The sequence below is a fragment of the Halomonas sp. ALS9 genome (genome assembly GCF_001651035.1).
Lineage (GTDB): Bacteria > Pseudomonadota > Gammaproteobacteria > Pseudomonadales > Halomonadaceae > Vreelandella.
On record NZ_LXRG01000233.1, the window covers coordinates 278,827 to 296,973 of the forward strand.

16 protein-coding genes are annotated in these 18,147 nt (G+C 56.3%); 13 read left to right on the forward strand and 3 right to left on the reverse strand.

The window, feature by feature from the left end:
• Positions 1-8: 8 nt before the first annotated feature.
• The gene (locus tag A6R74_RS21890) at positions 9-560 is read right to left on the reverse strand and encodes a DUF2062 domain-containing protein (protein ID WP_064236580.1); all 552 of its coding nucleotides are present in this window, start codon (positions 558-560) and stop codon (positions 9-11) included.
• Positions 561-657: 97 nt separating this feature from the next.
• Here A6R74_RS21890 and A6R74_RS21895 point away from each other — a divergent pair, with 97 nt between their 5' ends.
• The 7 genes from A6R74_RS21895 to murB are packed head-to-tail and all read left to right on the forward strand — an operon-like array spanning position 658 to position 8,311.
• Positions 658-2,934, forward strand: coding sequence for a DNA internalization-related competence protein ComEC/Rec2 (locus A6R74_RS21895; RefSeq protein ID WP_064236581.1), 2,277 nt, complete (start codon positions 658-660; stop codon positions 2,932-2,934).
• Between the two features lie 56 nt (positions 2,935-2,990).
• Positions 2,991-4,727: a lipid A export permease/ATP-binding protein MsbA gene (gene msbA / locus A6R74_RS21900; protein ID WP_064236582.1), complete on the forward strand. Its 1,737-nt coding sequence runs from the start codon at positions 2,991-2,993 to the stop codon at positions 4,725-4,727.
• Complete coding sequence (gene lpxK / locus A6R74_RS21905; RefSeq protein WP_064236583.1) at positions 4,724-5,725, forward strand: tetraacyldisaccharide 4'-kinase; 1,002 nt, start codon at positions 4,724-4,726, stop codon at positions 5,723-5,725. Before msbA ends, lpxK begins: the two co-directional genes overlap by 4 nt.
• A 13-nt stretch (positions 5,726-5,738) precedes the next feature.
• Positions 5,739-5,972 (forward strand): Trm112 family protein, encoded by a 234-nt coding sequence (locus tag A6R74_RS21910; RefSeq protein WP_064236584.1) that lies wholly within the window; start codon positions 5,739-5,741, stop codon positions 5,970-5,972.
• Positions 5,972-6,760 carry a 3-deoxy-manno-octulosonate cytidylyltransferase gene (gene kdsB, locus A6R74_RS21915; RefSeq protein ID WP_064236585.1) on the forward strand — a complete coding sequence of 263 codons (789 nt, stop codon included), beginning with the start codon at positions 5,972-5,974 and terminating at the stop codon, positions 6,758-6,760. The genes A6R74_RS21910 and kdsB overlap by 1 nt, the downstream gene beginning before the upstream one ends.
• 50 nt (positions 6,761-6,810) lie before the next feature.
• On the forward strand, positions 6,811-7,275 hold the full coding sequence (locus tag A6R74_RS21920) for a low molecular weight protein-tyrosine-phosphatase (protein WP_064236586.1): 465 nt from the start codon (positions 6,811-6,813) through the stop codon (positions 7,273-7,275).
• A 25-nt stretch (positions 7,276-7,300) separates the two neighbouring features.
• Positions 7,301-8,311: a UDP-N-acetylmuramate dehydrogenase gene (gene murB / locus A6R74_RS21925; RefSeq protein ID WP_064236587.1), complete on the forward strand. Its 1,011-nt coding sequence runs from the start codon at positions 7,301-7,303 to the stop codon at positions 8,309-8,311.
• Between the two features lie 103 nt (positions 8,312-8,414).
• Here murB and rne read toward each other — a convergent pair whose 3' ends face one another.
• Positions 8,415-11,801, reverse strand: coding sequence for a ribonuclease E (gene rne / locus A6R74_RS21930; protein ID WP_064236588.1), 3,387 nt, complete (start codon positions 11,799-11,801; stop codon positions 8,415-8,417).
• Between the two features lie 719 nt (positions 11,802-12,520).
• On the opposite strand from rne, the gene A6R74_RS21935 reads away from it, so the two are divergent.
• The 3 genes from A6R74_RS21935 to sppA all read left to right on the forward strand — a co-directional run bounded on the left by A6R74_RS21935 (position 12,521) and on the right by sppA (position 15,360).
• Complete coding sequence (locus tag A6R74_RS21935; protein ID WP_064236589.1) at positions 12,521-13,474, forward strand: RluA family pseudouridine synthase; 954 nt, start codon at positions 12,521-12,523, stop codon at positions 13,472-13,474.
• Positions 13,475-13,542: 68 nt separating this feature from the next.
• A complete protein-coding gene (locus tag A6R74_RS21940; RefSeq protein WP_064236590.1) occupies positions 13,543-14,187 on the forward strand; it encodes an HAD family hydrolase in 645 nt (214 codons plus the stop codon).
• 9 nt (positions 14,188-14,196) lie between these two features.
• On the forward strand, positions 14,197-15,360 hold the full coding sequence (sppA, locus tag A6R74_RS21945; protein ID WP_064236591.1) for a signal peptide peptidase SppA: 1,164 nt from the start codon (positions 14,197-14,199) through the stop codon (positions 15,358-15,360).
• Positions 15,361-15,380: 20 nt separating this feature from the next.
• Here sppA and A6R74_RS21950 read toward each other — a convergent pair whose 3' ends face one another.
• Complete coding sequence (locus A6R74_RS21950; RefSeq protein WP_064236624.1) at positions 15,381-15,956, reverse strand: Maf family protein; 576 nt, start codon at positions 15,954-15,956, stop codon at positions 15,381-15,383.
• A gap of 287 nt (positions 15,957-16,243) precedes the next feature.
• Between A6R74_RS21950 and A6R74_RS21955 the strand changes: the two genes are divergently transcribed.
• Genes A6R74_RS21955 through plsX form a run of 3 tightly spaced genes read left to right on the forward strand, consistent with a single transcriptional unit; the run spans position 16,244 to position 18,073 of the window.
• On the forward strand, positions 16,244-16,774 hold the full coding sequence (locus A6R74_RS21955; RefSeq protein ID WP_064236592.1) for a YceD family protein: 531 nt from the start codon (positions 16,244-16,246) through the stop codon (positions 16,772-16,774).
• 35 nt (positions 16,775-16,809) lie between these two features.
• Positions 16,810-16,980, forward strand: a complete 171-nt coding sequence (rpmF, locus tag A6R74_RS21960; RefSeq protein WP_007114757.1) for a 50S ribosomal protein L32 — start codon at positions 16,810-16,812, stop codon at positions 16,978-16,980.
• Between the two features lie 43 nt (positions 16,981-17,023).
• Entirely contained in the window at positions 17,024-18,073 is a 1,050-nt protein-coding gene (gene plsX / locus A6R74_RS21965) for a phosphate acyltransferase PlsX (protein ID WP_064236593.1), read from the forward strand.
• Positions 18,074-18,147: the final 74 nt, after the last annotated feature.

Consider the following 18,147-nt stretch of genomic DNA (forward strand, 5'->3'; position numbering starts at 1 on the left):
CTCAATCATTACTCATCAAATTCTGCCTCAATCTGTGCGCGCCGCTGCCGACGTTTCTGGCGGCGGCGTTTCCAGTTATGGGAGACGTGCCAGCGCCAGATTAAACGAATGCCAATATTGGCAACGATGGCCAATACTATCGCCGTTACCAATGAGCCGACGATCAGTGGCGGCATAATGTCGTGCATCTGTTCGGCGATCCAGCGCGTCGAAATTCGTGACGGGGCTTCCCGCACGGGCGCGCCGAGTATAAAGGTGCCAATCCAGTAGTTGCCGTAAAAAATGACTGGCATCGTCAATGGGTTGGTAATCCATACCAAGCCCACCGAGAGGGCTAAGTTGCAGCGCGTAATGCGAGCGCCCAGCGCTGCGACCACCATCTGAAAAGGGATGGGTAGCATCGCGCAAAACACGCCCACGCTAAATGCATTGGCAACGCTTCGGCGAGTTAAAAGCCACAAACCCGGATCTGCAATCAGCGGTGCCATAAAGCGTAGCGAGCGCTGCTTCCTGATTGTGTCGGGTTTGGGCATGTAGCGCTGCAGGAACCGGCGCGGCATGACGGATACTCTTACCTATCGATGTGGCCCATTATCCATATCGAGCTGCCTTTCGGCTATGCTATGCCATCAATGAAGTGTCGCCAGGGAGGGTTCTATGCGGTTAGGTGTTGCCATGCCAGCGGCGCTTGCGGCACTCGCAGGAGGCATTTTGGCCTGGTACAGCCACGCTGAAGCGCTGACCCCAAACGCGTTTGGGTGGTTGTTAGTGGCCGCTTTACTGGTAATGGTGTGGTGCCCGCGCGTAGGTAGTTGGCTACTGATCGGGGGATGGGTCTTCATTGGCGTACAAAATGAATGGGGAAGTCGCTTACCAGCAGGGCTAAGCGGTGAAGATATTAGCGTTGAGGCGACCGTGTTGACCGCCCAGCCGCTGGGTAATGCGATGCGCCTGTTGTTAAGCATTGATAAATGTCAAAGCGCTGCAGATAGACCGGCCCGGCCCAGCTGCTCAGCGCTCTCCAAGGTGCGCATAAGCGCTTATAGCGATGAGCGATTTGAGCCCGGTGAACAGTGGCAAATGACGCTGCGTTTGCGCCCCCCAAGCGGCTTTGCCAACCCTGATAGCTTCAATTATGAGCAGTGGCTGTGGCGCGAGGGGATCCACGCCACTGGCTATCTGCGTCAGGAGCCTGCGCCGGTTAGGCTCTCCACTGCGGGCCCTTCGTTGCGCCAACTCGCGCTGGGTTTTTTAGCCCAACAAACGCTTGAAGAGCGTACCAAGCGTTGGTTAGCAGCGCTGACACTGGGGGATAGCGAACAACTTACCCAGGATGACTGGTCGCTGCTGAATGCTACCGGCACCACGCATCTAGTGGTTATTTCAGGCTTACATGTCGGTCTGGTGGCGTCGTTTGTGCTGTTACTCGCCAAGTTAGCTGCTCGTTTTACAACACCTACCAACTGGCGCATGCGCACCTGGCCGTGGTGGCTGGCAGCGCTTGCTTGTGTCAGTTACGCCACCCTGGCCGGGATGGCGCCACCGGCCATGCGGGCAATGGTGATGACGTTGATCGGGCTGTGGGTGCTCAGCGGACGTCATGCGCCAGGGCCTTGGCAAGCGTGGTGGCTCGCTCTGGCGCTAGTACTGATTGCTGATCCTCTGGCTTTATGGCGCCCTGGCATGTGGCTGTCGTTTGTAGCCGTCGCGTGGTTAATCCTTATTTGGCAAGGACGGCAGCGACCCAAAGGAGTGAAAGGCTGGTGCTGGGCGCTGGTGAGATCGCAACTGCTGCTCGCCCCGCTTATGGCCGCCGCGGTACTGATGGCCTTTGGGCGAGTGGCACCCGCCGCCCCGTTGATCAATTTAGTTGCCGTGCCCTGGGTGAGCTCGGTGATGGTACCCACGGCACTGTTGGGATGGCTGCTATCACCCGTTCCCTTGGTGGGAGATAGTGTGTGGTGGCTGTTTGAGCAGGCGCTGAGCGTTTTCCACCTATTGTTGACGCTTGCTGTTCAGCACTGGCCATTGTGGGAACCTGATCGGTCGTTAACGTATCCGCTTGCCTTCGCTCTGCTACTGCTGTCGCTATGCTGGGGGCTACCTGCCGTACTGCCAGGTTTACGGCTGGCAGCCACTGCGCTGGCCTTAGCGCTGCCGTGGTGGTCGCTTTCATCATCGATACCTCCAAATACGCTCAGAGTCAGTGTGTATGACGTGGGGCAGGGGCAACTGGTAGAGCTACGTAGCGAACATTATCGCCTTCTCTATGACACCGGACCGCGCTTTCGGAGTGGCTTTATGCCGCTGGAGACGCTGTGGTCGCCGGGACAGCAGTTTGATCAGGTGATTGTTAGCCACGCTGATAATGACCATGCGGGTGGCATTGGCGCATTGTTAGCGGACCATCGGGTCAGCCAATGGGTGGCGCCTAAGGGTGAGGCGCTGCCAGTTTCTAGCATTGACTGTCAGCGTGGCCAACGTTGGCAGCGTGACGGAGTGCGTTACCGCATCCTTTGGCCGCCCGCGGGTGAGAACGATTTTTCTGCTAATGATCGCTCTTGCGTACTTGAAGTGAGCATTGGCGAGCAGCGACTGTTGGTTACCGGAGATGTGGGCACGGAGATAGAGCGACGCTTTCTGAGTAAGGTAGCGCTACCCGTTAATGTATTGGTGGCAGGGCATCATGGCAGCGGTACCAGTTCGGGTATCCAGTTTGTGCGTCACACCGCACCTGAGCATGTGATATTTAGCGCCGGGCGGCGTAATGCTTTTCATCATCCGGTAGATTCTGTCGTGCGCCGTTTTCGGCAGCAGGGAAGCTGTCTATGGAGTACGGCCCATGACGGAGCGCTATATTTTTGGCTAAACGCGGCCCAGCCCATTCGGATCGAAACGATGCGACCCCTGCCAGGGCAACGTAACCGGTGTTGAAGCGCGTCGCCATCAGGTAGAATTCTCCCCACTGTACACTATGGCCAGGAGCGCCTGTGACTGATTCAGGTTGGGGTATCTATAAGCGGTTATTGGGCTATGTTAAGCCGCATTGGCGTGCGTTTGCGCTGGCGGTGGTGGGTTTTGTGGTATATGCCGCGTCAAGTACCGCTCTGGCGGAAATGATGAAGCGCTTAATTGATGGCATTCAAAATCCGGATGCGGCGTTTCGGCTATTTCTTCCACTGTTTGTGATTATTATGTTTTCTGCCAGGGGCTTAGGTACTTTTTTAAGCACCTATTTCATGGCCTATGTGGGCCGCTACGTGATTCACACCCTGCGCTGCGACGTGTTTGCCCATCTTCTCCATCTGCCCGGCCGGTTTTTTGACCACCACTCCAGTGGTCAACTGGTGTCGCGGGTGACCTATCACGTGGAGCAAGTTGCCGGAGCGGCCACCAAGGCGGTGACAATTATTCTGCGTGAAGGCCTGTTCGTCATTGGTCTAGTGCTCTATTTACTGTGGACTAACTGGATGTTAACGCTACTGTTTCTGGGCGTAACGCCGATCATCGCGGTAGTGGTGAGCTATGTCAGTAAACGGTTTCGGCGCATTTCAAAGCGCATTCAGCACTCCATGGGCGATGTCACCCATATTGCCTCGGAAGCGCTGTCGGGCTACCGAGTGGTTCGCACCCACGGCGCGGAAGAGTATGAAAAACAGCGCTTCGAACGGGTCAGTGAAGAGAATCGCCGCCAAAGTATGAAAGAGGCCATGACCCGTGCGGTCAGCTCCCCCGTGATTTTGATGCTGGTGGCTATCTCAATGGCAATCCTGGTCTGGCTGGCCATGGCGCCTTCGCTGATGGAGAACATGACGCCCGGTGAATTCGTGGCTTTTATTACCGCAGCCGCTCTAATGATCAAACCCGTGCGCCAACTGACCGAGATTAATGGTGAGATTCAGAAAGGTCTAGCGGCCGCATCAGAGCTTTTCGGGCTACTGGATATGACCCCAGAAGAGGATAGTGGTAAACGTATCGCCAGCCGTTTAAGCGGCGAGGTAGTGATTGATAAGGTTAGCTTCCGCTACGCAGACGATCAGCCCGAAGTGCTGCACGATATTAATCTGCGCCTAGCGCCGGGTGAGCTGGTAGCGATTGTTGGCCGTTCGGGAAGCGGCAAGTCCACCCTGGTCAGCCTGCTGCCGCGTTTCTACCGGCCCAGCCAGGGCCGTATCAGCATCGATGGCATTAACGTTGATGAGTACGCGCTGGGCCCACTGCGCCAGCAAATTGCCCTGGTGTCCCAGCAGGTGACGCTATTTAACGCCTCAATCGCCGATAACATTGCCTATGGGGTAGCCAATCCTGATCCTAAGGCTATTCAAGCGGCGGCAGAGGCCGCTTATGCCCATGAGTTTATCGACAAACTGCCCAATGGCTATGCCACCACCGTGGGCGAGAACGGCGTGATGCTCTCGGGCGGACAGCGCCAGCGGTTGGCGATCGCTCGGGCGATCTTCAAGGATGCGCCGCTGCTGGTGCTGGATGAGGCTACTTCAGCGCTGGATACTGAGTCCGAGCGCTATATTCAAAAAGCCCTGGAGCGGGTGTGTGAAGGGCGTACCACGCTAGTCATCGCCCACCGCTTGTCGACCATTGAACGGGCCGACCGGATTGTGGTGATGGATCAGGGGCGCATTATTGAAGAGGGTTCGCATCAGGCGCTGCTGGATGCCGATGGCGCCTACGCGGCGCTGCATCAGCTGCAGTTTCAAGAAGTGCCATGAGAACGCTGTCAGAGTGCTGGCTAAAAGGCGCATACCAGGGCAGTCGCTGGCTATTACCGCTGAGACCGTTAGGGGCGCTGTACCAGTGGGCGATGGCTCGCCGTGAACAGGCCTACCGAAAGGGTCGTAAAATCACCTGGAAAGCGCCGGTGCCGGTTATTGTGGTGGGTAATATCACCTTGGGAGGGACAGGTAAATCGCCGTTGGTGGCTTGGCTAGCTAGCTGGCTGGTGGCTCAAGGTTGGTCGCCAGGCATCGTTAGCCGCGGCTATGGCGGAAAAGCGCCGCATTACCCGCTACTTGTCACCGCCGATACTGACGTTGCCGAAAGTGGCGATGAACCACTGATGTTGGCCCAGCAGACAGGTCTGCCGGTGGCGGCGGATCCGCAGCGCGCGCGTGGTGTTCAGGCATTGGTAGAGGCGGGCTGCGATATTATCCTCAGCGACGACGGATTGCAGCACTTGGCACTGGCCCGGGATATTGAGCTAGTCGTTATTGATGGCGCCCGTGGGCTGGGTAACGGGCGCTGCCTGCCCGCGGGGCCACTGCGCGAGTCGCCCAGTCGGTTGCGCCGGGTTGATGCGGTAATCGTCAACGGTGACCCTCAGCCGCCGCTGCCGGTTAGCTCTGTCACTACCATGCAGCTAGCACCACTGTGCTGGCGTCGCCTTGAAGATGGCGAGCGCTTTCCGCTCACGCCACTGCCGTTTACGCTGCCAGTGCACGCGGTGGCGGGTATCGGACATCCTGAGCGTTTTTTTCGTACACTTTCCGCATTGGATGTTGAGGGGGAGTGGCACCCGCTTGCCGATCACCAACATTTTGATGCAGATGCGCTAAACTTTGCAGACACGCGCCCGGTGATTATGACCGCCAAAGACGCCGTTAAGTGTTACGCCCTGGCGCCGGCCAACAGCTGGGTACTAGACGTGGAAGCAATGCTTCCTCCCGAATTTGAGCACTGGCTGGCAGCGCGGCTGTCGGCACTTTCCTAAAGGAGATACACGCATGGATAAGGAACTGCTGGCAATGCTGGTCTGCCCATTGTGCAACGGTAAACTGAAATATGATCGCGATGCTCAAGAACTGCGCTGCCACTACGATGGCTTGGCCTATCCGATTCAAGAGGGCATTCCGGTGATGTTGCCGGAAGAAGCTCGCGTCATGGATGCTGATGAGAAGCTGCACACGTCGCCAGGGCGTACTCCAGGTCGCCCCCAAGAGCGTTTAGGAGACGCTTAATGACGGTTGCAGATGATATGGCAGATTTTAAAGTGCCTGACTTCACCGTTGTCGTACCCGCACGCTATGGCTCGACCCGGTTGCCTGGCAAGCCACTGCTTGAGATTGCCGGGGAACCAATGGTTGCTCACGTATGGCGGCGAGCTTGCCAGAGCCACGCCAGCCGAGTCGTAGTGGCGACCGACGATAGCCGCATCCGTGATGCTATGCTGCCTTATGGCGCCGAAGTGATCATGACTCGTGACGATCATCCTTCTGGCACTGATCGCTTAGCCGAGGTGGCTGATATTTTGGCGTTGTCAGATGACGCGTTGCTGGTCAATGTGCAGGGCGACGAGCCGTTAATTCCTCCCGCGCTGATTGACCAGGTGGCGCTGCGCCTAGCCGACGATCCCGCAGCATCGATAGCCACGCTCGCCGAGCCTATCAATGACGTGGACACGCTGTTTAATCCCAACGTGGTTAAGGTGGTGCGTACGCTACAGGGGCGCGCGCTGTATTTTTCCCGGGCACCGATTCCTTGGGATCGTGAGCAGTTCAAAGCGCCACCGACTCTGCTGTCAACCGATGCCTGGCTTCGCCATATCGGCCTGTATGCCTATCGTGCCGGTTTCCTAGCTGCCTACCGTGACTGGCCAGCCTCAAGCCTTGAACAGCTAGAGCAATTAGAACAGCTGCGTGCGCTGCAGAATGGCCACGTGATTCAAGTGGCGCTGGCCTGCGAAGTCAACCCTGCCGGTGTAGATACGGCCGAGGATCTGGCGCGGGTGCGGGCGCTGCTGGCCTAGCCCAGTCGCTAATGACGAGTGACGCTAATGAGTTGTCAAGGAGTGCTACTGTGAAAGTGTTATTTGTGTGTTTAGGTAATATTTGCCGTTCTCCCACCGCGGAAGGTGTTTTTCGCCGTGCTATTAAGCAAGCGGGACTTGCCGAACAGGTTGAAATTGACTCCTGCGGTGTTGGCAGTTGGCATCTGGGCAAAGCACCGGATGCCCGCGCCCAGCAAGCAGCCCTGCTGCGCGGTATCGATTTAAGCGGACTGCGTGCCCGCCAGCTTAGCGAGCACGATTTTACTGAATTCGACTACGTTCTGGGCATGGATCAGGACAATTTACGCGCCATGCGCGACCTGAAGCCCACCAATAGTAAAGCGCATGTTGGGCTATTTTTGGATTTTGCTGGTACTCCCGGTGCTGAAGTCCCAGACCCTTACTATGGCGGTGATGAGGGGTTCGAGAACGTGCTGAATATGATTGAGGCCGCGTCAGATGGTTTGATTCAACACCTCAAGCGGGCGCTGTAATGGGGCTAATGGTGTGGCTAAATAGATGACTATTTTCAGCAATGTCGATTTGTCCGCGGCAAATACGCTTCGGCTTCCCTGCCAAGCAGAGCGCTTTGCCGCGCCAACGACATTGACCGCCTTACGCCAAACGCTAGCGCAGGCTTGCCGTAAGGGCTGGCCAGTCACGTTGCTAGGCGGCGGTAGCAATGTGCTACTGCCTGAAAAACTGCCGGGGTTGGTGGTGCGTCCTGCTTTGCAGCAGTTCTGGCTTAGCCAGCATCAAGGGGATGTGCTGGCTCACGTGGGGGCTGGCGTTAGCTGGCATACGCTGGTGATGACCACCGCTGCGCGTGGCTTATGGGGCATTGAAAATCTCGCGCTGATCCCTGGCAGTTGTGGTGCCGCGCCAGTGCAGAATATCGGAGCCTACGGTGTTGAGCTTGCCGATACGCTGCAAGCGGTGCAAGTAATGGAGCTTGCCACAGGACGGGTTGATTGGTTAAACGCCCAGCAGTGCACTTTTGGTTACCGTGACAGTATCTTTAAAGGCGAATTGGCAGGAAGTGTGGTGATCACTCGGTTGGTTTTGCGTTTGTCACGCACGCCAGCACCCCGGCTTGGCTATGGCGACCTCGCTGCACGATTAGTAGGCTCTCTCACGCCGCTCGCGGTAGCCGAAGCGGTATGCGCCATTCGGCGCGAGAAGTTGCCCGATCCACAGGTGCTTGCCAATGCGGGGAGTTTCTTCAAAAACCCGCTAGTGACTGATGCACAGGCAGTGGAGTTGCTACATCAGTATCCGGCTATGCCCCATTTCCCTCAGCAGGGAGGTCAAACAAAGCTGGCGGCGGGGTGGTTAATCGACCAGTGTGGCTTGAAAGGGATGCGTGATGGTGCATTCGGAGTGCACCAGCATCAAGCGTTGGTGCTGGTGCACTTTGGCGGCGGTGATCGTCAGGGCCTAATGAAAACAGCTAGCTATATCGCTGACCAGGTTGAGGCACACTTTGGGATACGTTTAGAGCCCGAACCGCGATTAGTTAATCCCTATTAGTTAACCTCTATTCGTTAATATCTTGACCCGGTCTCTAACGATGCCCATAACGCAAAAATCCCCGCCGAAGCGGGGATTTTTGTTACTGAAACACGCGACCGATTTACTCGGAATGGGTGTCTTGCTGTGCCTGTTTGCGTTTCTCACGCGGGTCATTGTGAGCCCGGGTGCGACGACGGCGCGGCTTGGGTGTTTCTTCAGTTGCAGCATCTTCAGCAGGCGCTTCGCTGGCCACTGGTTGAGCTTCTGCTTGAGTTGCATGGGCTTCAGTCGTAGTGGTCTCAGTCGTAGGAGGCTCGGTCGTGCCTAGATCGCCACTATTCTTTTCAGGGCTATTCGCTTCAGGGCTATCTGTTCCAGGGCTATGCGCTTCAGCGCTACTCCCTTCAACGCTACTCCCTTCAACGTTTTGTAGCTCATCACCTTTTTCTGCTGCGTCTTGCTTCGGCACGCTGCTGGAAGGCTCTTCAATCGAAGGGGCAGCAGCGGCGACACTTTCAGAAACGCTTGGAGTTACTGCCGCCTGGCTGGTTTCCTGGGCACTAGCTGACGCTTCGGGTTGACGCTCGTCGCTGCTTTGAGCGATATCAGCATTTGGGTAAGTCGCTGGCAGTTCGATGGTGTCAGGCGCAACTGGTTCGCTAGCACTGTGCTGACTATTGGCAGTTTGCTCGGTCTCAGCAGGCGCTGCGTTGGCCTCTGCTGTTTCTGAAGCAACTTCAGATACCTCAGATGGTGCTGCCTGCTCATTGCTGGCTGGGGCCACCGGCTCGCTTGGCTTGGCAGCGGTCTCATCCTGCTCAACTGTGTCAGCGGTGGGCGGTTGTTCCGCTGGTGCAGCCGCTTTAGGCTGGCGACGCGGGTGCGACGACTTGCGCGCTTTAGCGTTGTCTGCCGCTGAGCGGTCGGCGGTGGCAACGTCCGCTTGCTCAGGCTTTTGCGGTTCTTGTTTAGCTTCGGGCTCAGTCTTAGCGTCGGACTCAGTTTTAGCGTCGGACTCAGGCGCAGCGGTATCGTCTGCTGGTGCATCAGCTGTCGCTGCTTTAGCCACCTGCGTTTGCTCTTCTGTGGCAGGTGCTTCGCTCGGCTCTTGCGCGGCTGATGCCGTTTCATCCTGTGCTTCAGCCTGCAGTTTTAATTGCTCAGCTTCGGCTTGAGGATTGATCGCCTGGGTACGTGTGCGGTTACGCGGGTTATTACGCGTACGTTTTGGCTTGCCATCGTCCGGTGTTGTCTCCGGCTGCTTGGCCAACTCTTCGCTCTGCTTATCGCGACGCGGCTCTTTCTGTGCAGCGCCTTTACTGTTATTACCCTCTTTGGCAGAGGTGTCTTTCTCAGCGCTCTCTTTGGCAGGGTTATCTTTGGCAGGGCTATCTGCCTGAGTCTCTCTGCGAGGCGCTTTATTAGCGGTCTCTTGGCCGTTAGCCTCTTCTTGCTGAGGGTGGCGACGGCGATTGCGTGTGCGGGTAGGGCCGCTGCGCTTATCGCTATTATCGTCACTGGCAGGGCGCGGCGTGCTGTTGCGCTGCTCAGTTTTCTGCTCAACTTTTTGTTCAGCTTTTGGCTCAGAGCGGGCGCTGTTATCGCTGCGTGACTCGTTACGATTAGTGTTGTCGCCGCGTTCGCCACGCGACGACTTCTGCCGCGACTCACTGCTGCGCTGACTGGTTCTACGCTCACTCGGCTTGCGTGGTGCTGGGGTCTCAGCCTTGGGTTCTGGCGTGGCTTCAGCACTGCTTTCGTCGCTGCCTAACAACTTGGCAAAACCGCGGATAAAGCGGCCGATAACACTAGGCTGCTCGCTGGACGCTGGTGCGACTTTTGCTGCAGGAGCTTGGACAGCCGCAGGTTCTTTCTCTTCAGTTTGCAGCGATGCCGGTGCGGGAGCATTGTGTGTGACGCTCTTAACGGCGGCCTCGGCGCGAAGTGCGGGTGGCACAAAGCTATGTGCCGGTTCTTTGCCCACTTCGGTATCAGTGGAGAGCTCAAAGCTCGATAGGCTTTGGGTGTCGTCCTCGTCCAGATGATCGTCGCGCAGGCGTTGTACGTCGTAGTGGGGCGTATCCATGTCAGGATTAGGCAGCAGCACGACGCGAACATTCTGACGAGACTCAAGATCAGCCAGCACGCTGCGTTTTTCGTTTAGCAGGTAAGTGGCCACCGGTACCGGCAGAATGGCGCGAATCTGGGCGCTATTCTCTTTCATGGCCTCTTCTTCAATCAGGCGCATGATAGAAAGCGACAGCGAACGCACATCGCGAATGGTGCCCTGGCCATTACAGCGCGGGCACACCACGCCACTGGTTTCACCCAGGGAGGGGCGTAGACGCTGACGGGACATCTCCATCAGGCCGAAGCGTGAAATACGGCCAATCTGTACCCGTGCACGGTCTAATTTAAGTGCGTCGCGCATGCGGTTTTCAACTTCACGCTGGTTGCGCGCTGGCCCCATGTCGATAAAGTCGATGACCACCAGACCGCCGATATCGCGCAGGCGTAGCTGACGGGCGATCTCATCGGCGGCTTCGGAGTTGGTCTGCAGGGCGGTCTCTTCGATATCACTGCCGCGAGTGGCGCGGGCGGAGTTGATATCGATAGAGACCAGCGCTTCGGTGTGATCGATCACAATCGAGCCGCCAGAAGGCAGCTTCACTTCGCGCTGATAGGCGGTTTCGATTTGCGATTCAATCTGGAAGCGCGAGAATAGCGGCACTTCGTCCGCGTAGAGTTTGATCTTCTGCTGGTACGAGGGCATCACCTGACGAATAAAGCCCAGCGCCTCGGCGTGAATCTCGGGGCTGTCGATCAGCACTTCACCGATGTCCTGGCGCAAATAGTCGCGCATGGCGCGAATAATGACGTTGGATTCACGGTAGATCAAAAACGGGGCAGGGCGCTTGGCGGCTTCGGTGGTGATCGATTCCCACACCTGAACCAGGTAATCCAGATCCCACTGCAGCTCTTCCGGGTTACGACCGATGCCCGCGGTGCGCACGATCAGACCCATTTTATCCGGCACGGTCAGCTGACCCATGGCATCTTTGAGCTGGCTGCGCTCGTCACCTTCGATGCGGCGTGAAATGCCGCCTGCACGTGGGTTATTGGGCATCAGCACTAAAAAGCGACCCGCCAGGCTAACAAAGGTGGTTAGCGCGGCGCCTTTATTGCCACGCTCTTCTTTGTCGACCTGGACGATGACCTCTTGCCCCTCTTTGAGCACCTCTTTGATGCTCGGACGTCCGGAAACGTCTTTGACGAAGTACTCGCGAGAGATCTCTTTGAGGGGTAAAAAACCGTGGCGATCCGCGCCGTAATCGACAAAGGCGGCTTCCAAGGAGGGTTCTACGCGGGTGATTTTACCGCGATAGATATTGGCTTTTTTCTGTTCTCTTGCACCGGATTCGATATCTAAATCGTAAAGGCGCTGTCCATCAACTAAAGCGACACGCAGCTCTTCGGGCTGGGTCGCATTAATAAGCATCCGTTTCATAGTGTCTCGCATAGCGTTGCGTACCGGCGAACGGCCTATGGTGTGACGTAGGCGAACCGCTGGGTGCTGCGTGCTTGTGCTCGGCGCATTGCTATGCTGACGCGTCAAGCCGGGAGGGCGTCATCGCCGACCCGGCCAATAGGGCGTTGAGTACGTGGCGGAGGCAGGACGTGTTCCGGTGGATCTGTCACGTCCATCCGGCCCTGCTGACACCGCCAACACCTGGCATTCATCGATTCACCAACGCCGGCCACCGGCACAGCGTTGAACTTTTCGCCCGGAGCCAGCCAGCGCCTTGTGACGAGTAAGGAGGGGCTGCTCAGGGCGTGGCGTTGTTTAGTTACTGCCTGCCGTTGAGGGCTAGGCTTACTTTCATCTGCCGGCATAAAACGGGCGGCAGCGTTACTGCATTTTTAAGATCAATTTTTAATACTGGAAAACGGCCAATGCGTACACTGGTGCCGTTTTGTGTTCAGGCCTGCGTGTTAGTCGGGCAGGCGCATTAACCAAGCTCAGCGGTGATGCTCTTTGCTAACAAATTTAATCAATTAGCTATCATTCAGCTAGTCACTAGCGCTAGACAAGGAAGCTTTTTGCGCTTAGCTGGTGAACAACTTGGAATATAACAGTAAAGACAACGACCAGCAATTGACGCAATGCCCTTTGGTCTACGTTAGAATGCCGTTTTTAGCGTCATAGCAGAGCAGGAGTAAGCGGTAATGTCCGAAGGGCGTGAAGTGCAGTGGGTGGATATCGCCCCGGAGCAAGCAGGGCAGCGAATTGATAATTTTCTCATGACGCGTCTTAAGGGTGCGCCACGCGCGCTTATCTATCGCATCGTGCGTAAAGGGGAAGTGCGCGTTAACAAAAAGCGCGTAAAGGTCGATTACCGCTTGCAGGCGGGCGATTTAGTCCGCGTTCCGCCGCTACGCTTGGCACCTCGCGAAGCCGTTAAGGAAGTCAGCGATAATTTGCGCGACCTGTTGGTCGGTAGTGTCATTATGGAGGGCCCAGACTGGATGGTGCTTAACAAGCCCTCTGGTTTGGCTGTGCATGGCGGCAGCGGGGTTAAAATTGGGCTTATAGAAGCGCTGCGTCAAGTGCGCGATGATCTGAGCTTCCTGGAGCTGGTTCACCGCTTGGATCGGGATACGTCAGGCTGTTTACTGCTGGCCAAATCTCGCGATGCATTGGTGACCCTTAATGAGTCGCTGAAAAAACACGGCATGGATAAGCGCTATCTGGCGCTGGTTAGCGGGCGTTGGCCGGCGCGTAAAACCTATGAAAGTGCGCGTTTGGATCGCTTTGATGCGGGCAATGGTGAACGTCGGGTAAGGGTAGATCCTAATGGTAAAGTGTCGCGTACCCATTTTTCGGTGGTCGAAACCTTCGAAAAAGTAACCCTGATAGAGGCTGAGCCGGTCACCGGGCGAACTCATCAAATTCGCGTCCATGCCGCCCATGCGGGCCATGCGCTGTTAGGCGACGACAAATACGCTACTCGTGAAAGCGGTTTTCTCACCAAGCAGCTAGGCTTGGGGCGGCTTTTCTTGCATGCCCGGGCGTTGACCTTTCCAGAGCCCGGCAATGGACGTCCAGTCACCGTCAAAGCGCCGCTGCCAGAGGCCTTAGAAGAGGCGCTTAAGCGTGCCCGCCAAAATGCCCTTCGCTGATATGACATTATAAAGAGGTTCTTCATAAAGAGGTTCTTCAACCACGAGTCCTTGAGCAAGGAGTTGCCATGCAGTACGAGCTGATTATATTTGATTGGGACGGCACCCTAATGGATTCCGTGCCGCGTATTGTGTCCTGCATGCAGGCGGCAGCGGTGGAAGCAGAGTGGGGCGAGCTTTCATCGGCTGAGGTGGAAGATATTATTGGCCTGGGGCTACCTGAGGCGATTGCACAACTTTGCCCAGGCATTTTGCCTGCCCAGGCTGAGCGGCTTCGCGAGCGTTACGCGCACCATTTTGTCCAGGCTGACGCCACACCGATGGCTTTTTTTAACGGCGTAGAAGCACAAATTGCGCGTTTGCGCGGGCGTGAGCAGCAGCGTTTAGCGGTGGCGACAGGCAAAAGTCGCCGTGGTTTGGATCGCATTTTTGCTGAAACAGGCAGCGGTGGGTGGTTTCATGCCAGCCGTACTGCGGATGAAACCCGCTCAAAGCCGCACCCGCAAATGCTGTCTGAACTGTTAACAGAGCTTGAAGTGCCCGTAGAGCAGGCGGTGATGGTCGGTGATACCGAGTACGACCTTGAGATGGCCCGTGCAATCGGAATGGATCGCGTGGGAGTCAGTTACGGGGTTCACGCGCCGGAACGGTTGGCATTGAGCCGCCCGAAGTGGATTGCCCATAGCGTCGACGAGCTTTTTGACCGGTTATAAGGATATTTTATGAGTGACGATCCAACCCGCCCAGGTGGTATGCAAGATGGTCATGACGGCCCGGCCGATGGCTACCGGCGTAACGACGCTGACCATAAAGACCCGGTTAATAGTGACCAGCCCAGCGAGTTAAAGGAAGATCCTTGGACTGAAGGGGCTGAGGTTCCGCCCGGTAAGGGAGCTAAGCAAGCATCTGGGGTGCCAGGTGACGATGCTGAAACCCTGCGCGAACGCCAGCGGCTAGCACAGTTAGAAATGATGGATCACTGGATAGGTGGTGTCTTAGCCGAGCAGCGACGTACCCGCCGTTGGAAGCTGTTTTTCCGCTTGATGTTTCTCACGGTTGTGTTGGTCGCGTTGTTTGCCGCGCTTTATAGTCTGTTTTGGGATTCGCCGAGTGCCACAGCGCCCACTCAGCGCCACTTAGGTATTGTTGAGGTTAGCGGTGTGATCGCTAGCGATTCACCAGCCAACGCTGAGCGCATTATCCAGGGGTTAAACCGTGCTTGGGAAGCGGAAAGCGCGGCTGCCGTGGTACTGCACATTAATAGTCCTGGCGGTAGTCCGGTGCAGTCTCAGCGTATCTATGCGGAAATTATGCGCCTGCGCGAACAGGGCGATAAACCGATTATCGCGGTGATTGAAGATATCGGAGCCAGCGGTGCTTATTACATAGCCGCAGCGGCAGATGAAATTGTTGCCTCGCCAGTGAGTCTGGTGGGCTCAATTGGTGTGATTTACGCAGGCTTTGGGTTTGAAGAGGCGATAGCGCGTGTTGGCGTTGAACGCCGTGTGCTCACTGCGGGTGAAAATAAGGCCTTTTTAGACCCGTTCCAGCCCTTGGATGACGATACAGAAGTATTTTGGCAGAGCGTGCTGAATCAAACCCATGAGCAGTTTATTGACGACGTGCGCGCTGGTCGTGGGGAGAGACTCGGCAATAGTTCGGAAATTTTCTCAGGGCTAATCTGGAGTGGCGAGCAGAGTGTCGAACTCGGGTTAGTCGATCAATTGGGTAGCCTCGAACAGCTGTCTCGCGAGCAGGTCGGTAACACTGACTGGGTGGACTATACGCCGAGCCTTGATCCGTTTGATCGCTTTACACGGCGTTTTACCCAGGTTGTCGCCGAGGTGCTGGGTGTTAGTGCGCCCAACACCCCACTGCGCTTCTAGGTTGGCATAGTTACTTTTGGTTAGTGGGCGCCAAGCGGGTCAAGACCTGCTTGGCGCAACATCTCGCAGAGCGCAATCAGCGGTAGCCCAATCAGGGCGTTGGGATCGCGGCCTTCCAGTTTTTCAAACAGCGCAATGCCAAGGCCTTCCATTCGAAAGCTGCCAGCGCTATCTAATGGCTGCTCTTTGGTGACATAGTTTTCGATCTCTTGCCTGCTAAGAGTGCGAAACACGACCTCGAAGGGTTCGACGTGCACTTGATGGCGCTGGTGGCGAGTATCCAGGAGCGCTAAGCCGGTCAGAAAGGTGACACGCTGTCCAGAAAAGCGCGCAAGGTTAGCGCAGGCTTTTTCTACTGTGTGTGGTTTGCCAAGAATGTCACCTTCAAATAAAGCAACCTGATCAGAGCCTATAATACAGTGCTGGGGGAAGAGGGCAGACACAGCATTGGCTTTACTGAGTGCCAGGCGATGCACCAGGGCTTGAGGTGTTTCACCAGAATGAGGCGTTTCATCAATATCGGGTGAGTGGCACTGATAAGGGAGTTGCAGGCGATCAAGCAACTCGCGCCGCCAGCGTGAACTTGAGGCTAGCACCAGTTCTGTGGTTGAGGAGTGAGCAGTTGATGGCTGAGCAGTTAATGACTGAGTAGTTGGCGACTGAAAGCTTGATGGCTCGGTCATGGATGGTAGGGTCACAGTAAAACTCCTGGCTACATGGTTGCACTGGTGCGTCGTCAAAGCAGTAAAGTGTAGCGAAAGCTGCTAAAGGTGCCTATGTTGGCTGTTTATTAAGGTCTACGTTGTTTATTTGTTGAGGAAGCTATGAAAAATGTACCGACAGCTTTGACACCAGCAGGGGGAGTGCCTATCATTGCGCGCCTATGTTGACCTCACAACTCCCCAGTCGGGTGGAGCCTTATAAGCTCGCAGCCCGCCACGAACGAATCGAAGGCTTGGTGGCGCTTGATAAGCTGCCACGTCTTGCCGAAGAGGCGGGTGTTCAAACCGGCGACTGTCAAGTCGTGCTTGAGTTTGGCATCGACGCTCAAGGTCGTCGTGAAATTCGTGGCCACTTGCAAGCGACATTGGCGCTTGCCTGCCGACGCTGCCTGGTGCCGCTGCCTCAAGAGGTGAGCAGTGACTTTTTGCTTGGAATGGTCACTGATGAAGCCTTAGCGGCCGAGTTGCCTGCTAGTCATGAACCGGTGCTGGTGGAAAAGGAACAGCTGGATCTTCTGACGGTGGTTGAGGATGAGTTGATTCTCAGCCTGCCCCAGGTGGTCTATCACGATGAAGCCGAATGTCATGTCTCGGCGGAGCAGCTGGTCAGCAAAACAGAAGGCGCGGCGTCAGAAATAACGCCAGCGACGAACCCTTTCGCGGTGCTAAATGTCTTGAAAGGCAAAAAATAAGCACCCTTTACCTTAATACCTTGGAGTAAACACCCATGGCAGTTCAACAGAACCGTAAAACTCGTTCCAAGCGCGGCATGCGTCGCAGCCACGATGCGCTGACCGCTCCGACCTTGTCCCAGGACAAAGAAACCGGTACCACGCACCTGCGCCACCACGTTTCTCCAGACGGTTTCTATCGTGGTCGTAAAGTGGTTGAGGTATAAGCCTCAATTGCACTACTAAGCGGCTAAACGGATTCAGTGCGGTATGCGCTTAGCGATTGATGTGATGGGGGGTGACCAAGGCCCTCATGCGATTATCGCAGGCTCTGCAAAGGCGGTGGTGGAATACCCCGATCTTGAGCTGATTCTGTTTGGCCCGCGTCAGCAGATTGTTGCTGAGCTTTCGCGTTTGCCGCAGCCTCTGGCTGCGGCAACGTCGCGTTTGGTGGCGCGTGATGCGCCCGATAGTGTGATGCCGGGGTCAACGGCGGCCTGGGCGTTGCGCAGAGGCCATGCGACCAGCATGGCGCGCATGCTGCAATGTGTCGGCGATGGAGAAGCAGTTGCCGGCGTAAGTGCAGGCAATACAGCAGCGCTTGTTGTCTTAGCAAGGCGCGAGCTGGGCATGGTCGAGGGGATTTCGCGACCAGCGATCAGCACCGCGATTCCAGCACGCCAAGGGCGCCGCTGTTATCTGCTGGACCTAGGCGCTAACGTGGACTCTCCCGCCCATCGGTTGGTCGATTTTGCGCTGATGGGTGCGGCGATGGCTCAGTGTGTGGATGGCACCGCTGTGCCGCGTATTGCGTTACTCAATGTTGGCGCAGAAGCCACCAAGGGGAGCGTTAGCGTACGTGAAGCTGACCGTCTGCTGCGTGAGCAGGTTAGTGATAGTGCTTTTGACTATCAGGGCTATGCTGAGGGTGGCGACCTATTTAAAGGCGAGCTTGATGTGGTGGTGTGTGATGGCTTTGTGGGCAACGCTGTCCTCAAGGCGAGCGAAGGCTTGACGAGTATGTTGGTTGAACGCGTGCAGATGGCATTTGAATCGCGCCTAAGTGGTCGTTTAGCAAGTCTACTGGCCAAGCCTGTGTTAAGGCGCTTGAAGCAAGAGCTTGACCCTGTGCGGTATAACGGGGCGAGCTTGTTAGGGCTGCGAGGTATCGTAGTGAAAAGCCACGGCAGTGCTCATGCGGATGGATTTTACTACGCGATTCGGCGCGCCCTACAGGAAGTAGAGCATAATTTACCTGCGCGGATCGCAGGCCGCTGGCGGGCGTTATCAAGTGAAAGTGATGGCGCACGCCAGTTGTGACTAGATAATAAATAGCTAATTTTTTGCGGGTTTATAGGTGGCATCAGGATGTGCCAATAATCTCGCCTATCGCT